The 20,868-nt window shown below is 64.3% G+C and carries 21 protein-coding genes; 12 read left to right on the top strand and 9 right to left on the bottom strand.

The window, feature by feature from the left end; genetic code table 11:
* The first annotated feature begins 6 nt into the window (after positions 1-6).
* Positions 7-945, top strand: coding sequence for a LysR substrate-binding domain-containing protein (locus HXX15_RS04420; RefSeq protein ID WP_296513043.1), 939 nt, complete (start codon positions 7-9; stop codon positions 943-945).
* A gap of 143 nt (positions 946-1,088) precedes the next feature.
* Positions 1,089-1,985 (top strand): NAD(P)-dependent oxidoreductase, encoded by an 897-nt coding sequence (locus HXX15_RS04415; protein WP_296513042.1) that lies wholly within the window; start codon positions 1,089-1,091, stop codon positions 1,983-1,985.
* Positions 1,986-2,058: 73 nt separating this feature from the next.
* On the opposite strand, the gene HXX15_RS04410 is transcribed toward HXX15_RS04415, so the two are convergent.
* The 5 genes from HXX15_RS04410 to HXX15_RS04390 all read right to left on the bottom strand — a co-directional run bounded on the left by HXX15_RS04410 (position 2,059) and on the right by HXX15_RS04390 (position 7,744).
* Entirely contained in the window at positions 2,059-3,036 is a 978-nt protein-coding gene (locus tag HXX15_RS04410; protein WP_296513040.1) for an ABC transporter ATP-binding protein, read from the bottom strand.
* On the bottom strand, positions 3,033-4,118 hold the full coding sequence (locus HXX15_RS04405; RefSeq protein WP_296513037.1) for an oligopeptide/dipeptide ABC transporter ATP-binding protein: 1,086 nt from the start codon (positions 4,116-4,118) through the stop codon (positions 3,033-3,035). The genes HXX15_RS04410 and HXX15_RS04405 overlap by 4 nt, the downstream gene beginning before the upstream one ends.
* 2 nt (positions 4,119-4,120) lie before the next feature.
* A complete protein-coding gene (locus HXX15_RS04400) occupies positions 4,121-5,008 on the bottom strand; it encodes an ABC transporter permease (protein WP_296513035.1) in 888 nt (295 codons plus the stop codon).
* A gap of 19 nt (positions 5,009-5,027) precedes the next feature.
* Entirely contained in the window at positions 5,028-5,981 is a 954-nt protein-coding gene (locus HXX15_RS04395; protein ID WP_296513033.1) for an ABC transporter permease, read from the bottom strand.
* A gap of 143 nt (positions 5,982-6,124) precedes the next feature.
* Entirely contained in the window at positions 6,125-7,744 is a 1,620-nt protein-coding gene (locus HXX15_RS04390; RefSeq protein ID WP_296514823.1) for an ABC transporter substrate-binding protein, read from the bottom strand.
* A gap of 236 nt (positions 7,745-7,980) precedes the next feature.
* Here HXX15_RS04390 and HXX15_RS04385 point away from each other — a divergent pair, with 236 nt between their 5' ends.
* Entirely contained in the window at positions 7,981-9,579 is a 1,599-nt protein-coding gene (locus HXX15_RS04385; protein ID WP_296513031.1) for an ABC transporter substrate-binding protein, read from the top strand.
* Between the two features lie 281 nt (positions 9,580-9,860).
* Here HXX15_RS04385 and HXX15_RS04380 read toward each other — a convergent pair whose 3' ends face one another.
* Positions 9,861-10,256, bottom strand: a complete 396-nt coding sequence (locus HXX15_RS04380; protein WP_296513030.1) for a hypothetical protein — start codon at positions 10,254-10,256, stop codon at positions 9,861-9,863.
* On the bottom strand, positions 10,253-10,462 hold the full coding sequence (locus tag HXX15_RS04375) for a peptidase dimerization domain-containing protein (RefSeq protein WP_296513028.1): 210 nt from the start codon (positions 10,460-10,462) through the stop codon (positions 10,253-10,255). The genes HXX15_RS04380 and HXX15_RS04375 overlap by 4 nt, the downstream gene beginning before the upstream one ends.
* Positions 10,463-10,503: 41 nt before the next feature.
* On the opposite strand from HXX15_RS04375, the gene HXX15_RS04370 reads away from it, so the two are divergent.
* The 9 genes from HXX15_RS04370 (at position 10,504) to HXX15_RS04330 (ending at position 17,483) form a co-directional block, all read left to right on the top strand.
* A complete protein-coding gene (locus HXX15_RS04370; protein WP_366558556.1) occupies positions 10,504-10,680 on the top strand; it encodes an NAD(P)-dependent oxidoreductase in 177 nt (58 codons plus the stop codon).
* Positions 10,681-10,733: 53 nt separating this feature from the next.
* The gene (locus tag HXX15_RS04365) at positions 10,734-11,459 is read left to right on the top strand and encodes a GntR family transcriptional regulator (protein WP_296513026.1); all 726 of its coding nucleotides are present in this window, start codon (positions 10,734-10,736) and stop codon (positions 11,457-11,459) included.
* Between the two features lie 75 nt (positions 11,460-11,534).
* Positions 11,535-12,503 carry an ABC transporter substrate-binding protein gene (locus tag HXX15_RS04360; protein ID WP_296513024.1) on the top strand — a complete coding sequence of 323 codons (969 nt, stop codon included), beginning with the start codon at positions 11,535-11,537 and terminating at the stop codon, positions 12,501-12,503.
* A 10-nt stretch (positions 12,504-12,513) separates the two neighbouring features.
* Positions 12,514-13,269: an ABC transporter permease gene (locus HXX15_RS04355; protein ID WP_296513023.1), complete on the top strand. Its 756-nt coding sequence runs from the start codon at positions 12,514-12,516 to the stop codon at positions 13,267-13,269.
* Positions 13,248-14,054, top strand: coding sequence for an ABC transporter ATP-binding protein (locus HXX15_RS04350; protein WP_296513021.1), 807 nt, complete (start codon positions 13,248-13,250; stop codon positions 14,052-14,054). Before HXX15_RS04355 ends, HXX15_RS04350 begins: the two co-directional genes overlap by 22 nt.
* A 3-nt stretch (positions 14,055-14,057) precedes the next feature.
* On the top strand, positions 14,058-14,864 hold the full coding sequence (locus tag HXX15_RS04345; protein WP_296513019.1) for an ABC transporter permease: 807 nt from the start codon (positions 14,058-14,060) through the stop codon (positions 14,862-14,864).
* Positions 14,865-14,873: 9 nt separating this feature from the next.
* Entirely contained in the window at positions 14,874-15,539 is a 666-nt protein-coding gene (locus HXX15_RS04340; protein ID WP_296513017.1) for a polysaccharide deacetylase family protein, read from the top strand.
* Complete coding sequence (locus tag HXX15_RS04335; RefSeq protein ID WP_296513015.1) at positions 15,536-16,405, top strand: fumarylacetoacetate hydrolase family protein; 870 nt, start codon at positions 15,536-15,538, stop codon at positions 16,403-16,405. Before HXX15_RS04340 ends, HXX15_RS04335 begins: the two co-directional genes overlap by 4 nt.
* A 43-nt stretch (positions 16,406-16,448) precedes the next feature.
* Complete coding sequence (locus tag HXX15_RS04330; RefSeq protein ID WP_296514820.1) at positions 16,449-17,483, top strand: cobalamin-independent methionine synthase II family protein; 1,035 nt, start codon at positions 16,449-16,451, stop codon at positions 17,481-17,483.
* 178 nt (positions 17,484-17,661) lie between these two features.
* Here the strand turns inward: HXX15_RS04330 and ilvD are convergent, their stop codons facing one another.
* Positions 17,662-19,500 (bottom strand): dihydroxy-acid dehydratase, encoded by a 1,839-nt coding sequence (ilvD, locus tag HXX15_RS04325; RefSeq protein WP_296513013.1) that lies wholly within the window; start codon positions 19,498-19,500, stop codon positions 17,662-17,664.
* Between the two features lie 234 nt (positions 19,501-19,734).
* Positions 19,735-20,604 (bottom strand): LysR family transcriptional regulator, encoded by an 870-nt coding sequence (locus HXX15_RS04320; RefSeq protein ID WP_296513009.1) that lies wholly within the window; start codon positions 20,602-20,604, stop codon positions 19,735-19,737.
* Positions 20,605-20,868 lie beyond the last annotated feature (264 nt).

Raw genomic sequence — 20,868 nt, 5'->3', positions numbered from 1 at the left:
AAACCCATGGATCTCAAGCAAATTAAGGCTTTCGCCGCGCTGGCTGAGTTCGGCTCGTTCTCGCGCGCCGGCGCGGTACTGTCGATCGCCCAACCTGTCCTGAGCCGGCAGATCAAGGCGCTGGAGCAGGAACTCGACATCGAACTGTTCTCTCGCAACGGCCGCGGCATCGTACTCACCGAGGCCGGCAAGGTGTTGCACGATTATGCCGGCAGCGTGCTCGATACGGTGGCGCGAGCCACCAGCGAAGTCATTGCGCTGCGCACCAGTCCACGCGGCACCATCGCCATCGGTATGCCGCCATCGGTCGGCTCGGTGCTCACGGTGCCGCTGGTGCAATGCTTTCGCTCGGAATTTCCCGATATCGCGATGCGGGTCGTGGAAGGTTTCAGCGGCCACCTGCTGGAATGGCTGATCACCGGAAAGATCGATGTGGCGGTGCTCTACAATGCGCCGCGCACCAGCAATCTTCGTGCCGAGCCTCTGATCACCGAAGAAATCAGCCTGCTCGGGCCGATGAGCGATCCTTCGGGCCTGGGGGATGGCCCGGTGCCGGCGTCCCGGCTAACGGAAATTCCGATGATCCTGCCTAGCCGCCCGCATGGCCTTCGCCTTGTCGTGGATGCCTTGTTGGGCGAGGCCAAGATCGCGCCGCGGATCGAACTGGAGGTCGACGCAATGCCGTCGACCCTGAGTCTGGTCGAACAAGGCATGGGTTACACGCTACTCTCATACGGCCCGGCACGGAGTCTGGTCGAAGCCGGCCGCATCAAGAGCTGGTCGATCATCGATCCGGTTCTGACGCGGCAACTGATTCTCGTCACATCGAGCCAGCGGCCCACCACCGCCGCGACGCGCGCGCTGGCGCGGATGGTACGACAGCAGATCAAGGATCTCGTCCGCCGCGGCCTTTGGGCCAAGGGCACCGGCCCGTTGATGGCTTAGCGATCTCGCTGCGTTGCAAACGCCGTGCGCGGGAAAGCTGTTATTCCACTTAAGGCGATGCCTTGCCCGACGACACCCGCTAGCCTCCGTCCAATGTCAGAAATGCGCCGGCGGGTTGATTCGTCGGCTAAGGGAGATTTTCTATGGCTGGAGAGTTGCTCGGATTCGTTGGAGTCGGTCGCATGGGGGGACCCATGTGCGCGCGCCTGCTGGACGCAGGTTATACGCTTTGCGTCTATGACCGGGATCCGAATGCGACGGCGCCGCTGGCGGCGCGGGGCGTACGGATCGCCAATTCCCCCCGCGAAGTCGCATCCGCCGCCGAGATCGTGCTGATGAGTCTGCCGACCCCCGACATCGTCAAGGCCGTGGCGCTCGGTGAGGACGGCATCGCCCATGGTGATCGCGTCCGAACGCTGATCGATCTATCGACCACGGGCCCCGGTGCCTCCACCATCATCGCGCGCGGGCTTAGCGAGCATAACGTCACCTTCGTCGATGCCCCCGTCAGCGGCGGCATCGCCGGCGCCAAGGGCGGTACGCTGGCCGTGATGGTGTCGTGTCCGAAGGATGTCTATGCGCCCCAGGTTGAACCGATCCTGAAGCATTTCGGCAAGTTGTTCTACACCGGCGAGAAACCGGGGCTCGCGCAGACCGCCAAGCTCGTCAACAACCTGTTGGCCGCGGCGGCGCTGGTGATTTCGTCCGAAGGCATGGTGATGGGTGTGAAGGCCGGGCTCGATCCCAAAATCCTGCTCGACATCATCAACGTTTCGTCCGGCCGCAACAGCGCCACGCAGGACAAGTTCCCGCGCTCGGTGCTGACTGGCACCTTCGACTTCGGCTTTGCGACGGCGCTGTCCTACAAGGACGTCCGGCTCTGTCTCGACGAAGCCGAGGCCATGGGCATTCCGATGATCATGGGCGCCATTGTGCGCCAGATCCTCGCGCTGACTCAGGCCAAATACGGTCCGGATTCCGATTTCACCTCGATCGCCAAACTCTCGGAAGAATGGGCCGGCGTCCAGATCCGCGGATAGGCCGTCAGCGCTTCCCCGACGGCAAGGCGTGAGATGATGACGATGACCGACAGGATCTGCCGCAACCCCTCCGTTACGCGCCGGCCGTCGCGGGATCGACCAGGATGCAACGCGCGGAGCGGTTCGGGCCGACCTGCACGTCGGGTGGCAGGGCCGCGGTGCAACGCGGCTGGGCGAAGGCGCAGCGTGGCGCGAACGAGCAGGCGCTTGGCGCCTGATCGAGCGAGGGCGGCGTGCCTGGAATCGTCTCCAGCCTGGCGCCGCGCTTGGCGCCGTGCACGGTGGAGGCGAGCAGGCCCTTCGCATAGGGATGCAGCGGCGTGCGCACGATCTCGCGCAAGCTGCCCTGCTCGATGATCTGCCCGGCATACATCACCGCGACGCGGTCGCAGATCTCGATCGCGACGCCGATGTCGTGGGTCACGAAGATCACCGACATGCCGAATTCGCGCTGCAATTCGCGCAGCAGCAGCAGGATCTGAATCTGCACCGTGGCGTCGAGCGCGGTGGTCGGCTCGTCGGCCAGAAGAATCTTCGGCTTGCAGGCCAGCGCCAGCGCGATCATCGCGCGCTGTCGCATCCCGCCACTCATCTCGTGCGGGTAGGCATCGAGCCGGCGTTTCGCCGACGGAATCCGCACGACTTCGAGCATCTCCAGCGCCCGCGCGGTGGCGTCGTGCTGGCTCTTGCCTTCGTGGCGCATCACGGTTTCGGCGATCTGCCGGCCGATGGTGTAGACCGGATCCAGCGCCAGCGCCGGCTCCTGAAAGATCATCGACACCGTCTGGCCGCGAAACGCCGACAGCGCGTCGTCGTCGAGCGCCAGCACGTCGCGGCCCAGCACCCGCACGGTGCCGGAAATCTGCGTGCGCTTCTTCGGCAGCAGCCGCATCAGCGCCCGCAGAGTCACGCTCTTGCCGGAACCGGATTCGCCGAGTAGCCCCAGCACCTCGCCCTCGCCGAGCGTGAGGCTGAGATTATTCACCGCGTGCACGGTGCGTTCGCCGGTGAAGCGGATGTTGAGATTGTTGACCTCGACCAGATTGCTCATGACAGCGCCGGCGCTTCGCTGTGAAGATCGCGTGCCGCAGGCGCGCGGCTGTGGCCCGAACCCGGGATCGCCATATAGCAGGCGGCCTGATGGCCGAGGCCGTCGAGTTCGGTCAGTTTCGGCGTCGCGCCGCCGCACAGCGGTTCGGCGAACGGGCAGCGGGTGTGAAACCGGCAGCCCGCGGGCGGGTCGATCGGATTGGGCGGATCGCCGGAGATCGGCGGAACCTGCGTGCGGTTGTCGGGGTCGGAGGACGGCATCGCTGCCAGCAGCGCCTGCGTATAAGGATGCGCCGGCTGATCCCAAACGCTGTCGACCGGACCGAGCTCGACCACCTCGCCAAGATACATCACCAGCACGCGGTCGGAGATGTAGCGCACCACATTGAGATCGTGGCTGATGAACAGATAGGTCAGGCCGAATTCGCGCTTCAGGTCGACCAGCAGATTCAGCACCTGCGCCTCGACCGATTTGTCGAGCGCCGACACCGCTTCGTCGAGAATCACCAGCCGCGGCGACAGCGCCAGGGCGCGGGCGATGTTGACGCGCTGGCGTTGGCCGCCGGAAATCTCGTGTGGATAGCGGTTGGCGAAATTCTCCGGGCGCAGCCCGACCTTGCCAAGTAATTCGCGCGCCAGATGGCGCGAGGCGGCATCGGCCATGCCGTGGACCTTAGGTCCGAACGCGATCGATTCCTCGATGGTCAAGCGCGGGTTCAGCGAGGCGTAGCTGTCCTGAAACACCATCTGCATGCCGCGGCGCAATTCCCGCAAGCTCAATTCGCGGCCGACCTGGCGGCCGTCATAGATGATATCGCCGGCATTGCGCGGCATCAGATGCATCAGCAGCCGCGCGGTCGTCGACTTGCCGCAGCCGGATTCGCCCACGATGCCGACGGTCTCGCCCTTGGCGATCGAGAAGCTGACGTCATCGACCGCGCGCACCGTCTTGGCGGCGCCGAACCACGCGCCACGCACCGGAAAATGCTTGGTCAGGCCGTCGACCCGCAGCAGCGGCTGCGCCACGCCGCCGATGTCCTCGATCGGCTCCAGCTTGTCGATCGGCTCGATGATCTCGCTCATGCTCAGTTCCTGATGTCCATGGCGCTGCGCATGCCGTCGCTCAGAAGGTTGAAGCAAATCGAGACCGCGAAGATCATCGCGCCGGGCAAGGCCGCGACCCAGGGATTGACGTAGATCGCGGTGCGCAGCGTGTTCAGCATCAGGCCCCATTCCGGCTCCGGCGGCTTGGTACCGAGGCCGAGGAAGGAGAGGCCGGCGGCCAGGATCATCGACACCGAGATCAACCCGGTAGCGTAAACAAAGATCGGTCCCAGCACGTTGCCGAGCATGTGCACCCGCATGATGGTGAAGGCGTCGGCGCCGGAGGCGCGCGCGGCCTCGACGAAATCCATGTTGCGCACGCCGGTGGTGACGCTTTCGGCGACGCGGGTGATCTGCGGCATGAACACCACGGTGAGCGACACGATCGAATTGGTGATGCCGGCGCCGAGTGCGCCGGAAATCGCGATCGCCAGCAGCACCGAAGGGAAGGCATAGAACACGTCGATGGTGCGCATGATCGCGGTGTTGACCTTGCCGCCGACATAGCCGGCGATCAGCCCCAGCGAGGTGCCGATCATGAACGCCAAGATTACCGGTAAAATGCCGATCAGCAGCGACAGCCGGCCGCCATAGATCAGCCGCGCCAGCATGTCGCGGCCGAGTTCGTCGGTGCCGAGCGGGTAGTTCGTAGTGCCGATCGGTTTTAGCCGGCGGATCATCGAGCCATGGTAGGGGTCGGCGAGGCCGAGCCAGGGTGCCAGCAGCGCCGAAAGAAAGATCGCCAGCAGAATCACCGCGCAGGCGATGCTGACCTTGTCTCTGACGACGCGCCGGCCGACCGTGGCCCAATAGCCGCGCGCCGGCCCCGCCGGCGCGGCCTGCAGTGCAAGTTCGGTGATCGCGCTCATGAGCCTACATCCATCATGGTCAGCCCCGCTTGATGCGCGGGTCGATCGAGGCTTGCGCGATGTCGACCACCAGATTGAGGAACACGAAGAACAGCGCCAGCACCAGAATCGTGCCCTGCAGCAGCGGCAGGTCGCGCTGGAAGATCGCGGAGTTCAGCAGCAGCCCGGAGCCGGGCCAGGAGAACACCGTCTCGATCAGGATCGAGCCGCCGAGCATGTAGCCGAGTTGCAGCCCCATCACCGCCATCGCGGTCGGTGCGGCGTTCTTGATGACGTGGCGGAACACGTGGGTCTCGCGCAGCCCCTTGGCGCGCAGCGCTTCGACGAAATCCTGCGACAGGATATCGCCGGTCAGCGCCCGCACCGTGCGGGTGACGATGCCCATCGGAATCACCGAGGTGGTGATTGCCGGCAGCACCAGATACTTCATGTGCTCCCAGTCCCAGCCCCATTGCCCGGAGCCTCCGGGACCGGCGCCGACCGCGGGCAGCCAGCTCAATTGCACCGAGAAGATGATGACCAGCACCATGCCGAGCCAGTAATGCGGCACCGAGACCCCGGCAATCGCGATCGAGGTCGCCACCTTGTCGATCCAGGTGTCGCGGAAATAGCCGGCGAGCAGGCCGAACAACAGGCCGAAGGAAAAGCCGATGATTGCCGCGGCGATCGCCAGGGTGACGGTGTTGCCGACGGCGCGCATCACTTCGGTCAGCACCGGCCGCCCGGTGGCGATCGAATGGCCGAGATCGCCATGCACGGCCTTCCACAGCCATAGCCCGAACTGCACCGGCAGTGGCCGGTCGAACCCATAGGCGGTGCGCAGCTGTGCGGCGAGCTCCTGCGAAGCGTCCGCCGGCAGGATCGCGACCAGCGGATCGCCGGGCGTGATGTGCACCAGCATGAAGCACACCAGCGCCACGCTGATCACGATCGGGATCACATAGACGATGCGGCGGACGATGTAGGTGAACAAGTGAGACGCCTTCACGAGGTTTGAATAAGTTCACCGTCATTGCGAGCCGGAGGCGAAGCAATCCAGAGCGCCGTGCACGAGGCTCCTGGATTGCTTCGTCGCTTCGCTCCTCGCAATGACGGTGCGGGCAGCGAACCGTGCAGTTACGGCGTTATTGACACCGGCGAGAAGTCGACGAACCAGCTTTTCGGCTGCACGAAGCCCTTGACCTTCGGGCTGAGTGCGCGCGGGCCGACGTCGTGGGCGACGTAGAGGAAGGCCGCGTCGTCGATCGAGGCGGCATTCAATTCAGCCAGCGCGGCGTCACGTTCCTTGGCGTCGAAGCTGGTGCGGGCTTTCTTGACCAATTCGTCGAACTGCGGGTTGTTGATGTAGCCCCAATTGTTCGACACCGGCGGCGCCATCGACGATTGCAGGAAGCGGACCAGTGCGAAGAACGGGTCCATCGCCGCATAGGTGACGTTGGTGGCGTTGGCGCCGTTCGCCGACGGGTCCTTGGCGCCCCGGCGCCAGTTGGTGAACAGCGTGTTCCACTCGATGACGTCGAGCTTGACGTCGAAGTAGCACTCCGCCAGTGCCTGCTGCAGATACTCGTTCATCGGCAGCGGCAGCATCTGGCCGGAGCCCGATGCCGAGGTCTGGGTCTTGACGCTGAGTTTCTTGTCGGGGCCGTAGCCGGCTTCCTTCATCAGCTTCTGCGCCGCCGGCAGATCGTACTTGATCTGGAACGTCGGATTGCCGCGCCACGGGTGGCCGGGCTCGAACGTGCCGGTGGCCGGCACCATCAGGCCCGCCAGCAAACCGTCACGCAGGCCTTCGCGATCGATGCACAGATTGGCGGCCTTGCGCACGCGGATGTCGTTCCAGGGTGAGCCTTCTATCCGCGAGAACTGCCACGGCCAGACATGCGGCTGTTCGTTCTTCTCGATCTTGAAACCGCGCGCGGTGATTTCCTTCACCGCGTCGGGCGCGGGCGCTTCGATCCAGTCGACCTGGCCTGAGAGCAGCGCAGCGGTGCGGGCGTTGGCTTCCGGCATCGGCAACAGCACCATGCGGTCGACATGCGGCACCCGCGCCTTGTCCCAATAGGCCTCGTTCTTCACCAGTTCGAGCCGCTCGCGCGGGGTGAACTTCGCCATCTTCCACGGCCCGGTGCCGGAGGCTTCCTTGGCGAAGGCGGCCCACGCCGCCTGCGACTTCGCCTTGGCGTCGGCGCCCTCGGCCTTGTCGTACAGCGACTGCCATTTCGCCGGGCTGGCCATGAACAGGTTGGTGAGGTTGATCGGCAGAAAGCTGTCGGGCTCCTTGGCGGTGAGTTCGACGGTCATATCGTCGATCTTCTTGGCCGACACCAGCGTCGGCATCCGCGACGCGGTGACGCCGACCTGGCTGGCGTCGAACTGCACCGCGTCCTTGTTCAGGACCTTCTCGACATTCCAGACCACGGCGTCGGCGTTGAACGGCGCGCCGTCGTGAAACGTCACGCCGGGGCGCAGCTTGAAGGTCCACTTGGTCTTGTCGGCATCATCGACCTTCCATTCGGTCGCAAGGCCGGGGATCACCACGCTGGCCTTGGTGGCGGAGGACAGATCCCACATCGTCAGCGCGTCGTACATCGTCAGGCCGGTGAAGCGGTTGCCTTCGAAGCCCTGATCCGGCTGGCCCAACGTGCGCGGAATATCCGCAGCGGTCATGCCGATCCGCAACACGCTTTCGGCGCCCGCGAGTTGTGGCAACGCGACTGCACACGCCATGGTCAGCATCCAGAGTGCGGTCGTCGTCCGGATCGCAGGTCTATTGAAACGCATCGTGTCCATTCCTCTCGAACTTCACTGACTAAAACTTATGCAACGCCTGTGCCAGCGTAGGCCAAATTCGCGGATTGTCGACGGTCGACCAGGTTTTGTCTGCGCTGACGATGCCTTTTGGCGCAAATTCTGCCGCTGGCCCCCGCTTTGCATTGGTTATCCAATATTCCACCAATGGAGACCTGTGGTTCATGCGCTTGCTGAAAACGATGACAATAGCGGCTGTCGCCGCCCTGATCGGGGCAGCGCAACCTGCGCGAGCCGAGTCGTTGGTGCGTTACGGCATCTCGATGGCGGACATTCCGCTGACAACCGGTCAGCCCGATCGCGGCGCCGGCGCCTATCAATTCACCGGCTACACCATCTACGATCCGTTGGTGGCCTGGGAAATGAACGTGGCGGATCGGCCGGGCAAGCTGGTGCCGGGGCTGGCGACGGCGTGGAAGGTCGACGACACCGACAAGACCAAGTGGAAGTTCACGCTGCGTCAGGGCGTCAAGTTCCATGACGGCAGCGCGTTCGACGCCGATGCGGTGATCTGGAATCTCGACAAGGTGCTGAACGACAAGGCGCCGCAGTTCGACAAGCGGCAGGCCGCGCAGGTCAAGACCCGGCTGCCGTCGGTGAAGAGCTATGCCAAGATCGACGATTCCACCATCGAGATCACCACCAAGACGGTCGACTCGTTCTTCCCGTATCAGATGCTGTGGTTCCTGGTCTCCAGCCCGGCGCAGTACGAGAAGGTCGGCAAGGATTGGGACAAATTCGCCAGCGAGCCATCCGGCACCGGGCCGTTCAAGCTGACCAAATTGGTGCCGCGCGAACTCGCCGAGCTCAGCAAGAACGCGGAGTACTGGGACAAGGCGCGGATTCCAAAAGTCGATAAGCTCGTGCTGGTGCCGATGCCGGAAGCGCTGACTCGCACCAACGCGCTGCTCGCAGGTCAGGTCGATCTGATCGAGACCCCGGCGCCCGACGCGGTTCCGCAACTGAAGGCTGCCGGGATGCGGATCGTCGACAACGTCACCCCGCATGTCTGGAACTATCATCTCAGCGTGCTGCCGGGTTCGCCCTGGACCGATGTGCGTCTACGCAAGGCGCTCAATCTGGCGATCGACCGCGACGCAGTGGTCGGCCTGATGAACGGCCTCGCCAAGCCGGCCGTCGGTCAGGTCGATCCGTCGAGCCCGTGGTTCGGCAACCCGACCTTCAAGATCAAATACGATCTCGCCGAAGCCAAGAAGTTGGTGAAAGAAGCCGGCTATTCGCCGGAGAAGCCGCTAAAAGCGACCTTCATCATCGCCAATGGCGGCACCGGTCAGATGCTGTCATTGCCGATGAACGAATTCCTGCAGCAGAGCTTCAAGGAAATCGGCGTCGACATCGAGTTCAAGGTGGTCGAACTGGAAGTGCTTTACACCGCGTGGCGCAAGGGCGCGGCCGACCCCAGCATGGCCGGCATCACCGCCAACAACATCGCCTACGTCACCTCGGACCCGCTCTACGCCATCGTCCGGTTCTTCCATTCCGGGCAGGTCGCACCGGTCGGCGTCAACTGGGGCGGCTACAGCAATCCCAAGGTCGATGCCCTGATCGACGAGGCCAAGCAGACCTTCGATCCGGCCAAGCAGGACGAGTTATTGGCGCAGGCGCATGGCCTGATCGTCGACGACGCGGTCCTGGTCTGGGTGGTGCACGACACCAATCCGCACGGGCTGTCGCCGAAGGTGAAGAACTTCGTGCAGGCCCAGCACTGGTTCCAGGACCTGACCACGATCGGGGTGCAATAAGAGAAGCGCGAGTTGAATTTGGCGGTCCGCATCGGTTGTACAAGTGAGCAACCGGTGCGGATCGCCAGGCGCGGAGCTTGTGGCGAACTGCCTATCGAACCGCTTTCAGATCAGGTGAATTCGGCTCCCCAATACGCGGTCATTCCGGGACGCGAGCCCTTTGGGCGAGCGAACCCGGAATCTTGCTGCAAGGCACGGCATCTGGGCAAGATTCCGGGTTCGCGCGCAGCGAAGCTGCTCGCGCCCCGGAATGACGGCAGCTTTGATTTCAAAGAGCCGAACTAACCGTCGATCTGTTCCAGCCTGCACCATTCGGCGATGAACAGCGCCATCGCGGTGATGGTCTTTTTCAACGACGGCAGATTGACGCCCTCGTCGAGGTCGTGCACGCCGCGCGAGATCGCGCCGTAGTTCAGCGCCGGGATGTCGTCGAACAGCACATCGACGCGGCTGTCCAGATAGGCGAGCGACGTCACCATTTCCAGTTCGCGGCCGAACACCGATCGATGCGCGCGGCCGAGCACGGCTTCGGCGTCGGAGCCGGGCTTCAACACATAGCCTTCGGCCTGGAAGCCGTTGAAGGTGACGGTCGGCGGGATATTGGACAGAAAGGCGTCGTTGCGGGTGAAGCTGGCGACACGATCGACAATCTCCTTCTTGGCGTCTTCCGCGCTCACTCTACTTCCATCCGCCCCAACTCGCCGATGACGCGATAGGCCGCGTCGATGGCATTGGCGCCGGTGCCCATGTGTTGAACGTGGACCGGCACACCTCGAACTTCCAACTGGAACCAGATCACGCCGATATTGGCGCGCGTCAGCGTTTCATGGGAGGGCTCGGACACCTGCGCGGCGTCCGCCTTGTAGCCGCGCAAATGCGTCATCAGTGCCCGTCCTTGGCCAGGCGCGGATTGAGCGCATCGCCATGGTTGAAGACACCGAGATTCTCGTCAACTTGCTGCCGTTGACGCCCGAGACGCGCAATATCCTGAACGGCACGCTGTTCGGCAAGATGCGCCGGGGCGGCTACCTGATCCAGGTTGGGCGAGGCGATACCGCATGCCGCACGGAGCTATGCAAATACGCAGGTCATGATGCTTAGGAAAATCGATTTTCGATTGACAATTCTTTGTCACCCCTCCAGCCTTGCCCGTTATGGAGCGGATTTCATTCAGTTTCCCGGTTGCTGATGGCGCGCGCGGGCCAAGGACGCTCACCTCGGCTGTTTTGGAGCGCCTGCGCGCCGACATTTTGACCGCAAAGCTCGCACCCGGTCAGAAACTGCACATCGCTGGGCTTGCGGCACAGTTTTCCGTCAGCCTTGCGGCGGTCCGCGAGGCGTTGTCGCGTCTGGTCGCCGATGGTCTGGTCCAGGCCTCGGACCAGCGCGGGTTTCGCGTTAGCCCGGTGTCCCGAGCCGACCTCGAGGACGTCACCCATACCCGCATCGATATCGAAGGCCTCGCACTGCGGCGCTCGATCGAGCGCGGCGATCAGATCTGGCTCGACGTCGTCGAGCGCGAGTTCGCGGCATTGTCCGCCATCCCCTTCAAGGATCCGAACGACCCCGAAGCTCACAACGAGCCGTGGTTGAAGCGTCATCGCAGTTTCCATCGCGCCTTGGTCAGCGCCTGCGGCTCGACATGGCTGCTTGGGTTTCGCGACGTGCTGCACGAGCAAAGCGAACGCTACCGGCGGCTGTCGATCCGCCGCGAACCCGGCCAGCAACGCGATGTCACCGCCGAGCACGCTGCAATTGTCGCGGCCGTCGTTCGGCGCGACCCCGATGCGGCTGTCGCCGCGCTGTCGCAGCACTACCTGACAACCATGCATCTCGTCGAACTCGCGATCCCGGTTCTGGAGGTGCGTTCAAGAGACTAGACCGGAAAACCAGCAAGACCAGGAGCGTCAAGACTCCAAACCAGAATCAAACAAGACAGAGGAAACGCAACAATGATGGCTTCACGCCGCCAGCTGCTGGCGATTCTGACCGCCGTATCATGCCTCACCGCGCCGGTGCTGGCGCAGGCAGCGGAAACGATCCGCGTCGGCCTGCCGACCAAGACCTACTGGCCAACCACCATCGCCGAGACCGCCGTGCGGCAGAAGCTGTTCGAGAAGGAGGGCCTCACGCCCGAGCTCACGATCTATCGCGGCGGCGCCGAAACCTTCGAAGCGATGGCGGCGGGAGTCGCCGACATCATTCTCGACCCGCCGTCGCTGGTGTCCACCGGCCGGAAGAAAGGCGTGATGTCGAAGCTGGTGGCGAACGCGGCGATGGGCAGCTTCGGCTGGCAGCTGATGGTGCTGAGCAAGTCGACGATGGACGTCAAAGGACTGAACGGCAAGAAGGTCGCCATCACCTCGGCCGGCTCGGGCTCCGACCTGCTGGCGCTGTGGACCGCTCAGGAAAAGAAGATCGAGTTCACCCGCGTGCCGGTCGGCGGCGGCGGCCTGGTGCCGAACCTGCTGGCCGGCAATGTCGATGCCGCCGTAGTGTATTCGCCGCTGAGCTTCAAGATCGCGAAATCGGGCGAGGCCAAGGCGATCCTGGACTACGCCAAGGAAGTGCCACCGAACCTGTCGGCCGGCTGGATCGTGCCCGACAAGCTGATCGCCGAAAAGCCGCAAGTAGTGCAGAAGGCCGTCAACGCGCTGTACGGCGCACTGCAATTCATGCGCAACAACCGCGAGATCACCGTCAAGCTGATCTCCGATCTGTATGAAATTCCGGAAGATATCGCCGCGCTCGAATACGAGAACACGATCATGAAGCTCGAGACCGACGGCAGCATGGCGGGAGAGGGCGTGGCGAGCGCGGTGCAGACCTCGATCGACATGGCCAAGCTCGGCGGGCTGAAGGACATCGTGCCGACCGCCGAGATCATCTCGGCGCAATTCAAGCCGGTTCCGACCAAGCCCTGAAGGCATCGCGATGATCGGCTCGCTCGGACTGAAGCTGGCGCGGTTCGCCGTGGTGCTGTCGGTGTTCGCGCTGTGGGAAGTGTTGTCGCGGACGGGGATGGTCAATCCCCGCCTGCTGCCCTCGGCGTCCGACACCATCGCCATGCTCGGCCAGCTGCTGCAGCGCGCCAGCGTCCGCAGCGACCTCGCCGTCACCGCCAGCGAGGTGGCGGTCGCGTTCGTGCTCGCCGTGCCCTGCGGGGCGCTGATCGGCTTTGCGATCGCGGAGAACCGCTACTTCGCCGAGGTGGCGAAGCCGCTGCTGTTTTTTGCGTTCAGCATTCCGAAATCGATCTTCCTGCCGATGTTCATCCTGGTGTTCGGCGTCGGCTTCTCGCAGAAGGTCGGCTTCGCTTTCTTCTCGACCATCTTCATCGTGATCATGTCGACGACCGTCGCGGTCGACTCGGTGAAGACCGAATATCTGACGGTGGCGCGGTCCTACGGCGCGACTACGGCGCAGACCGCGTTTCGCGTCTACCTGCCAAGCATGCTTCCGGTGCTGCTGGAGACCGTGCGGATTTCGATGATCTTCAATCTCACCGGCGTGCTGCTCGCCGAGATGTACGCCTCCCGCGACGGCATCGGCCACCAGATCGCCACCTGGGGCGAGAATTTCCAGATGGAGCAACTGCTCGCCGGGGTGCTGATGATCGCGATCATCGCCATGACCTTCAACGAACTGGTTAGATGGGTGGAAACAAGATGCAGCCATTGGCGAACGTAACGCGGCTTCAGCCTGCCTCGCGCGCCGGCTCGATCCAGATCAAGAATGTCGGTCAGGTATTCAAGACCAGCACGCAGAGCGTTGAGGCGCTGTCCGACGTGTCGCTCGACGTCAAGCCGGGAAAATTCGTGGTGCTGGTCGGGCCCAGCGGCTGCGGAAAATCGACGCTGCTGATGATGCTGGCCGGACTGCGCAAGCAGACCTCGGGGACAATCCTGATCAACGGCGCGCCGATCGTCGCTCCCGATCCGGATCGTATCGGCGTGGTGTTTCAGGAGCCGAGCCTGTTTCCGTGGCTGACCGCGGAGGAGAACGTCGAGTTTCCGCTGACGCTGCGCGGCGTCGACAAGGCCGAGCGGCGGCGGAAGGCGCAGGAAGCGCTGCTGCTGGTCGGGCTCGACGGCTTCGCCAAGCGCCACCCGCACGAACTGTCCGGCGGCATGAAGCAGCGCGTCTCGATCGCGCGGGGCCTGGTGCAGGACCCGCCGGTGCTGCTGATGGACGAGCCGTTCGCCGCGCTCGACGAGCAGACAAGGATGACGATGGGCGACGAGCTGTTGCGGATCTGGGCGGCCACCGGCAAGACCGTCGTGTTCGTCACCCACAGCCTCACCGAGGCGGTGTATCTCGCCGACGAGGTGGTGGTGATGTCGGCGCGGCCCGGGCGGATCGTCGATCATCTCACCGTGACGTTGCCGCGGCCCCGGACCTACGAAATGCTCAGCGGCGATGCGTTCGGTGCGATGCGCGACCGCATCTGGCGCCACATCCGCAAGTCCGCCTGAGCCATGACAATCTCCTCGACAACGCTGCGCCGCATGATCGTCGTCTCGCTGATCCTGTGCTGGGAAATCCTGCCGCGGTTCCACGTCATTCCCGAACTGTTCCTGCCGTCTTTGTCCTCCACGCTGCTGGCCGGCTGGACTGACGCCGGCGAATACGGCCACGCGCTGATGGTGACGCTGTATGAAGTCGCGGTGTCGATGGTGTTCGCCTGCGGCGGTGGCATCATCGCCGGCGCCGTGGTCGGCAGCCTGCCGCGACCGCGGGTGCTGATCATGCCGATGGTCTCGAGCCTCTATGCGGTGCCGCTGGTGATCCTCTATCCGGTGTTCACGGTGTGGCTGGGGATCGGATCTGAATCCAAGATCGCCTTCGCGTCGATCTACGGCTTCCTGCCGACCATGCTGGCGACCGCCGCCGGCATCCAGACCATCGACCCGCAACTGCTGATCGCGGCGCGCAGCATGGGCGCGACGCTCACTCAGCGCGTCACGCGGGTGATCATTCCGGCGGCGATCCCCACGGTGCTGTCCGGCCTGCGCGTCGGCGGCGCGCTGGTGATCGTCGGCGTCGTGGTGTCGGAGATGCTGATTTCATCGGCCGGCATCGGCTATCTGATCTCGCGCTACCGCACCATCCTCGACAGCGCGCATGTGTTCGCCGGCGTGCTGCTGGTGCTGGTTCTCGCCGTCGCCTTCAATGCCATCATCAGGTTCGTCGAGCGGCGCGCCGCGATCTGGCAGACCGGGACGCACGCCGGCGCTGATGCGGCCGGGGGCGACGCGCCGGCCATCCTCCCGGCCACCGCGTGAAGGCACACCATGTTTGATCTGACGCTGTCGTTCGACAATGGCCCCGACCTCGAGGTCACGCCGCGCGTGCTCGACATTCTCGCCGAGCGTGGCATCAAGTCGACGTTCTTCGTGATCGGCGAGAAGCTCGCTGATCCCGCGTTGCGCAGGCTGGCGGAGCGCGCGCACGCCGAAGGCCACTGGATCGGCAATCACACCTATACGCATTCGGTACCGCTCGGCCGGCAGACCGATCCGGACAGCGCCGACAACGAAATCGCCCGCACCCAAAGCGTGATCGGCGATCTTGCCGACAACCGACGCTGGTTCCGGCCGTTCGGCGGCGGCGGCAAGCTCGATGACGGGCTGCTGAAGCCGTCGGTGGTCGCGCACCTGTGCCACGAAAAATACAGTTGCGTACTGTGGAATTCGATTCCGCGCGATTGGGAAGACCCCGATGGCTGGGTCGATCGCGCGCTCAAGCAGTGTCGCGCGCAAGCCTGGAGCCTGGTGGTGCTGCACGACCTGCCGACCGGCGCCATGCGCCATCTCGAATCGTTTCTTGATCGCGCCGCCGAGGCGGGCGCGCGACTGCATCAGGAGTTTCCGCCGGCCTGCGTTCCGATCCGTTCTGGCGAGATCGCGCTGCCCATCGCATCCTATGTTTCAACCATCGAAGAAGGTATCGACCAATGAAGATCGCAAGTTTCAAGGCCGGATCGACCGCGAGCTACGGCATCGTCACCGACGCGGGCATCGTCGATGCCGGCCGCCGGCTGAAGAATTTTCCCACCTTGCGGGCGCTGCTGACCGGCGGGGCGCTCGACGAGTTGCGCAAGCTCGCGGGCGAGCAGGCGGATCACAAGCTGGCCGATGTTCAATTGCTGCCGACGATTCCCGATCCGGACAAGATCTTCTGCATCGGTGTGAACTATGCCAGCCATTTGAAGGAGAGCGGCCATCCAACCCCGCCGCATCCGATGATCTTCACCCGCTTCGCCAACAGCCAGGTCGGCAGCGGCCAGCCGATGATCCGGCCGATCGAATCCGAGCGGTTCGACTACGAAGGCGAGATGGCGGTCGTGATCGGCAAGGGCGGCCGGCGGATCTCGCGCGAAGCGGCGCTCTCGCACGTCGCCGGCTATGCCTGCTACAATGACGGCAGCATTCGCGACTGGCAGCGCCACACCTCGCAATTCACGCCGGGCAAGAATTTTGCCGCCACCGGCGGGTTCGGCCCCTGGATGGTGACCACCGACGAATTGCCCGATATCAGCAAACAGACCCTGATCACCCGCCTCAACGGCGTCGAGGTGCAGCGCGCACCGATTTCCGATCTGGTGTTCGACGTGCCGAGCCTGATCGCCTATTGCTCGATTTTCACCGAACTGGTGCCCGGCGACGTCATCGTCACCGGAACCACCGGCGGCGTCGGCGCCTACCGGGTGCCGCCGCTGTGGATGAAGGGCGGCGACACCGTCGAGGTCGAGGTGTCCGGCATCGGCATCCTGCGCAATCCGGTCAAAGACGAATCCGCGATCGCCGTCGGGCAGGCCGCCTGAGCCTGACCTCGCCATCCGCCAATCAAGGAGAAGCATTGTGAATATGCCGAAGCATCTGCTGCCGACCACCGTGGTCGGCAGCTATCCGCAGCCCGACTGGCTGGTCGACCGCGCCATGCTGTCGAAAGTGGTGCCGCGCACCCGCATGCATGCGATGTGGCGGCCGCCCGAGGAGCATCTCGAGGAAGCCCAGGACGACGCCACCATCGTGGCGATCCGCGACATGGAGCGCGCCGGCATCGATATCGTCACCGACGGCGAAATCCGCCGCGAGAGCTATTCGAACCGCTTCGCCACCGCGCTGGAGGGGATCGACATCGACAATCCGGCGATCATCACCGCGCGCTCGGGCCAGAGCACGCCGGTTCCGCGCGTCGTCGGCGCGGTGCGCCGGACCCGGCCGGTGGAATTGCGCGACATGCAGTTCCTGCGTCGCAACACCGCGCACGCGGCGAAGATCACGCTGCCGGGCCCGTTCACCATGAGCCAGCAGGCCAAGAACGAGTACTACGCCGACGACGAGGAACTCGCGATGGCATTTGCCGCCGCCGTTAATGAAGAAGCGCTCGACCTGCAAAGCGCCGGCGCCGACGTGATCCAGCTCGACGAGCCCTGGGTGCGCAATAATCCCGAGGTCGCCAAGCGCTATGCGGTGAAGGCGATCAACCGCGCGCTGCGCGGCATCACCGTGCCGACGGTGGTGCATCTGTGCTTCGGCTATGCGGCCGTGGTGCCGGGCTCGACCAAGCCGGCCGGCTATTCGTTCCTCGCCGAACTGGCCGACACCAGCGCCGATCAGATCTCGATTGAGGCGGCGCAGCCTCGGCTCGATCTCGGCGTGCTGAAGGAACTGTCGTCGAAGACGATCCTGCTCGGCGTGCTCGACCTCGGCAATCCGGAGATCGAAACCGTCGAAATCGTCGCCGATCGCATCCGCCAGGGCCTGAAATATGTCGCGCCGGAGCGTCTGGTCCCCGCGCCGGATTGCGGCATGAAATACATGCCCCGCGCCATCGCCTTCGGCAAATTGAAGGCGATGGCCGATGCCGCCGCGATCGTGCGCGGCGAACTCGGATAGCGCGTCTTTCAGGAGCGCGGTGCCAGCCTCAGCAAGCACTCAGTCATTCCGGGGCGCGAGCCCGTCGGGCGAGCGAGCCCGGAATCCTGCGGCAAGGCAGAGTGCTGAGCGAGATTCCGGGTTCGCGCGCAGCTGTCGCTGCTCGCGCCCCGGAATGACCGTGTCGTTGGCTTAGTACCTAATCCTTCACCACGCGCACCGCGCCGCGCGCGGCGCTGGTGGTCAGCGCTGCGTAGGCTTTCAGCGCCATCGACACCTTGCGGCTGCGCTTGCCCGGCTTCCAGGCATCGCTGCGCGCCTCCATCGCCGCGCGACGCTTGGCCAGCACGGCGTCGTCGACCAGAAGCTGGATCGACCGGTTCGGGATGTCGATCTTGATGCGGTCGCCGGCTTCGACGAGTCCGATCAACCCGCCCTCGGCGGCTTCCGGCGAGACGTGGCCGATCGACAGGCCGGAGGTGCCGCCGGAGAACCGGCCGTCGGTCACCAGCGCGCAGGCTTTGCCGAGTCCCTTCGATTTGATGTAGCTGGTCGGATACAGCATTTCCTGCATGCCAGGGCCGCCGCGCGGGCCTTCATAGCGGATCACCACGACGTCGCCGGCCACGACCTTGCCGGTCAGGATGCCCTCGACCGCGGCGTCCTGGCTTTCATAGATCTTCACCGGACCTTCAAAGGTCAGCACGCTGGCGTCGACGCCGGCGGTCTTGACGATGCAGCCGTCGATCGCGAGGTTGCCGCTCAGTACCGCGAGGCCGCCGTCCTTCGAGAACGCGTGCGCGACGTCGCGGATACAGCCGGTTTCGCGGTCGGTGTCGACGTCGTCGAACCGCAGCTCCTGGCTGAAGGCCTGCTGGGTCGGCACATTGCCGGGCGCGGCCTTGTAGAACTTGCGCACGCTCTCGCTCTGGGTGCGGCGGATGTCCCAGCGGTTCAGCGCCTCGGTCATCGTCGCGCTGTGCACGGTCGGCAATTCGGCATTGATCAGCCCGCCGCGATCGAGTTCGCCGAGAATCGCCATCACGCCGCCGGCGCGATGCACGTCTTCGAGATGCACGTCGGGCACCGACGGCGCCACCTTGCACAGCACCGGCACCCGGCGCGACAGCCGGTCGATGTCCTGCATGGTGAAGGGGATCTCGCCCTCATAGGCCGCGGCCAAGAGATGCAGCACGGTATTGGTCGAGCCGCCCATCGCGATGTCGAGCGTCATCGCGTTCTCGAACGCCTTGAAGCTGGCGATGTTGCGCGGCAGCGCGCTGGCATCGTCCTGCTCGTAATAGCGCCGCGCCAGATCGACGATCAGGTGACCGGCCTCGACGAACAGCGCCTTGCGGTCGGCGTGGGTGGCGAGCACCGAGCCGTTGCCGGGCAGCGCCAGGCCGAGCGCCTCGGTCAGACAGTTCATCGAATTGGCGGTGAACATGCCGGAGCAGGAGCCGCAAGTCGGGCAGGCCGAGCGTTCCATCACCGCGACGTCGGCGTCACTGACGCTGTCGTCGGCCGCCGCCACCATGGCGTCGATCAGGTCGACCGCGCGCTTCTTGCCGTTGATGGTGACCTTGCCGGATTCCATCGGGCCGCCGGAGACGAAGATGGTCGGAATGTTGACCCGCAGCGAGGCCATCAGCATGCCGGGCGTGATCTTGTCGCAGTTGGAGATGCACACCATGGCGTCGGCGCAATGCGCGTTGACCATGTATTCGACGCTGTCGGCGATCAGCTCGCGCGACGGCAGCGAATACAGCATGCCGTCATGGCCCATCGCGATGCCGTCATCGACCGCGATGGTGTTGAATTCCTTGGCGACGCCGCCGGCCTTCTCGATCTCGCGCGCGACCAGCTGGCCGAGATCCTTCAGATGCACATGGCCGGGCACGAACTGGGTGAAGGAATTGACGACCGCGATGATCGGCTTGCCGAAATCGCCGTCCTTCATGCCGGTGGCGCGCCACAGGCCGCGGGCGCCCGCCATGTTGCGGCCGTGGGTCGAAGTCCGGGAGCGATACGCGGGCATGGCAATTCCTCGAATGTTTGCAAGGCAGTCGACGTTTCAAGAGCATATAAGCCGGTTTCGGTCCAGACCTATGGAAAATCGGCTTCCACGGCGGTCGTGGCGCTGCCGCAGGGCGCCGATTCCGTGCCCGCGCAGCCCGATTTCAGCTCAGGCGAAATGCTGCAGCGCGGTCCGATCAACAGCCGGGGCCACGGTTCCATTTGGCGAAGTTGAGAGCGCGGGTCGTTTGCGTGCTTACGGCGGCAGCAGATTGCGCGCCTGGAAGAACAGTTCCACCAGCCTGCCCTTGGTGCCGAGCAGCGAGAAAATATATTCGGGCAATTCGACGTCCATCTCCGTCACCACGATCCGTGCGATCCGGTCGGCGCGGCTGGAGCCGTGCTCCCAGATGAAGCCGACGCCGAGCTGGTTGGCGACCGCCTCCAGCATGCCTTCGCGGGTGTTGACCACGATCGCCGGCTCCGGCTGTAGTCCCGCGCTGCGGAAGGTCTTGTCGACGACGCGCTGGGTCGAGGAGTTTCGGGTCCGGAACACCAGCGGATATTTCGTCAATTCCGCGATCGATACCGGGCCGCCGCGATTGATCGGATGGCCGGGATGGCAGATCGCGACCACGCGCTGGCTGAGACAGACCTCACTGCGAAACCGGCGATCCTGCGGCACCTCCGGCAGCACCGCCACGTCGACGCGGCGGTCGACCACGGCGGCGACGATGTCCGACCAGTTGCCGATCTCGATGCGCACCTGAATCTTCGGATACAGCGACTTGAAGGACGAAATCAGAGCCATCCCCGGCATCGCATTGCCGAGCCCGACCCGCAGTTCGCCGCCCGCCAGTTCCTCGCGCTGCTGCAGGATCGCAACCGCGTCGGCTTCGATCGACTGAATCCGGCTAGTAGCCGCGTAGAGCTGGCGGCACAGTTGCGTGGCGACCAGACTCTGGCCGTGGCGATCGAACAGGCTGACGCCGAACGCCGCCTCGAGGTCGCGCACCAGTTGCGCCACCGACGGCTGCGAGACACCGAGAGTCCTGGCCGCGGCGGAAAAATTGCCGGATTCATAAACCGCATTCACGGCGCGAACGCGCGACGACGTCAAAGCCATGTCAATCCAATCCTCAGGGCCAGACCGAAAATTCAATCAGGCTTTTCTGAGCCGGAATCATCTCTAAAAGCACCGACCTCTCTGCGTCTTGGCCGGGACAAGCCCGGGCACGACGTGTTGTATGAATTGCCAGAGCTCCCTCTTCGAATTCCACGCCCGACTGTCAGGGGTTGCCTAAACAGTCGCCGCGTCTCCAAAGGCAAGTGCTGGTAGCAGCATAGGGAACTCCTTTGAATGTAATGTGACTGTTAAGAGCCGCCGCTA

This window comes from Rhodopseudomonas sp., from assembly GCF_013377015.1.
Taxonomy (GTDB): domain Bacteria; phylum Pseudomonadota; class Alphaproteobacteria; order Rhizobiales; family Xanthobacteraceae; genus JARJEH01.
The sequence above is the reverse complement of the archived record's forward strand: the minus strand, read 5'-3'. Positions and strand labels throughout refer to the sequence as shown.

What these genes read in the sequence shown, in the direction of transcription:
- HXX15_RS04420 (WP_296513043.1), top strand. Translation starts at nt 7, where the DNA reads ATGGATCTCAAGCAAATTAAGGCTTTCGCCGCGCTGGCTGAGTTCGGC.
- HXX15_RS04415 (WP_296513042.1), top strand. Translation starts at nt 1,089, where the DNA reads ATGGCTGGAGAGTTGCTCGGATTCGTTGGAGTCGGTCGCATGGGGGGA.
- HXX15_RS04410 (WP_296513040.1), bottom strand. Translation starts at nt 3,036, where the DNA reads ATGAGCAATCTGGTCGAGGTCAACAATCTCAACATCCGCTTCACCGGC.
- HXX15_RS04405 (WP_296513037.1), bottom strand. Translation starts at nt 4,118, where the DNA reads ATGAGCGAGATCATCGAGCCGATCGACAAGCTGGAGCCGATCGAGGAC.
- HXX15_RS04400 (WP_296513035.1), bottom strand. Translation starts at nt 5,008, where the DNA reads ATGAGCGCGATCACCGAACTTGCACTGCAGGCCGCGCCGGCGGGGCCG.
- HXX15_RS04390 (WP_296514823.1), bottom strand. Translation starts at nt 7,744, where the DNA reads ATGCTGACCATGGCGTGTGCAGTCGCGTTGCCACAACTCGCGGGCGCC.
- HXX15_RS04385 (WP_296513031.1), top strand. Translation starts at nt 7,981, where the DNA reads ATGCGCTTGCTGAAAACGATGACAATAGCGGCTGTCGCCGCCCTGATC.
- HXX15_RS04375 (WP_296513028.1), bottom strand. Translation starts at nt 10,462, where the DNA reads ATGACGCATTTGCGCGGCTACAAGGCGGACGCCGCGCAGGTGTCCGAG.
- HXX15_RS04370 (WP_366558556.1), top strand. Translation starts at nt 10,504, where the DNA reads ATGGTTGAAGACACCGAGATTCTCGTCAACTTGCTGCCGTTGACGCCC.
- HXX15_RS04365 (WP_296513026.1), top strand. Translation starts at nt 10,734, where the DNA reads ATGGAGCGGATTTCATTCAGTTTCCCGGTTGCTGATGGCGCGCGCGGG.
- HXX15_RS04360 (WP_296513024.1), top strand. Translation starts at nt 11,535, where the DNA reads ATGGCTTCACGCCGCCAGCTGCTGGCGATTCTGACCGCCGTATCATGC.
- HXX15_RS04355 (WP_296513023.1), top strand. Translation starts at nt 12,514, where the DNA reads ATGATCGGCTCGCTCGGACTGAAGCTGGCGCGGTTCGCCGTGGTGCTG.
- HXX15_RS04350 (WP_296513021.1), top strand. Translation starts at nt 13,248, where the DNA reads ATGCAGCCATTGGCGAACGTAACGCGGCTTCAGCCTGCCTCGCGCGCC.
- HXX15_RS04345 (WP_296513019.1), top strand. Translation starts at nt 14,058, where the DNA reads ATGACAATCTCCTCGACAACGCTGCGCCGCATGATCGTCGTCTCGCTG.
- HXX15_RS04340 (WP_296513017.1), top strand. Translation starts at nt 14,874, where the DNA reads ATGTTTGATCTGACGCTGTCGTTCGACAATGGCCCCGACCTCGAGGTC.
- HXX15_RS04335 (WP_296513015.1), top strand. Translation starts at nt 15,536, where the DNA reads ATGAAGATCGCAAGTTTCAAGGCCGGATCGACCGCGAGCTACGGCATC.
- HXX15_RS04330 (WP_296514820.1), top strand. Translation starts at nt 16,449, where the DNA reads ATGCCGAAGCATCTGCTGCCGACCACCGTGGTCGGCAGCTATCCGCAG.
- ilvD (WP_296513013.1), bottom strand. Translation starts at nt 19,500, where the DNA reads ATGCCCGCGTATCGCTCCCGGACTTCGACCCACGGCCGCAACATGGCG.
- HXX15_RS04320 (WP_296513009.1), bottom strand. Translation starts at nt 20,604, where the DNA reads ATGGCTTTGACGTCGTCGCGCGTTCGCGCCGTGAATGCGGTTTATGAA.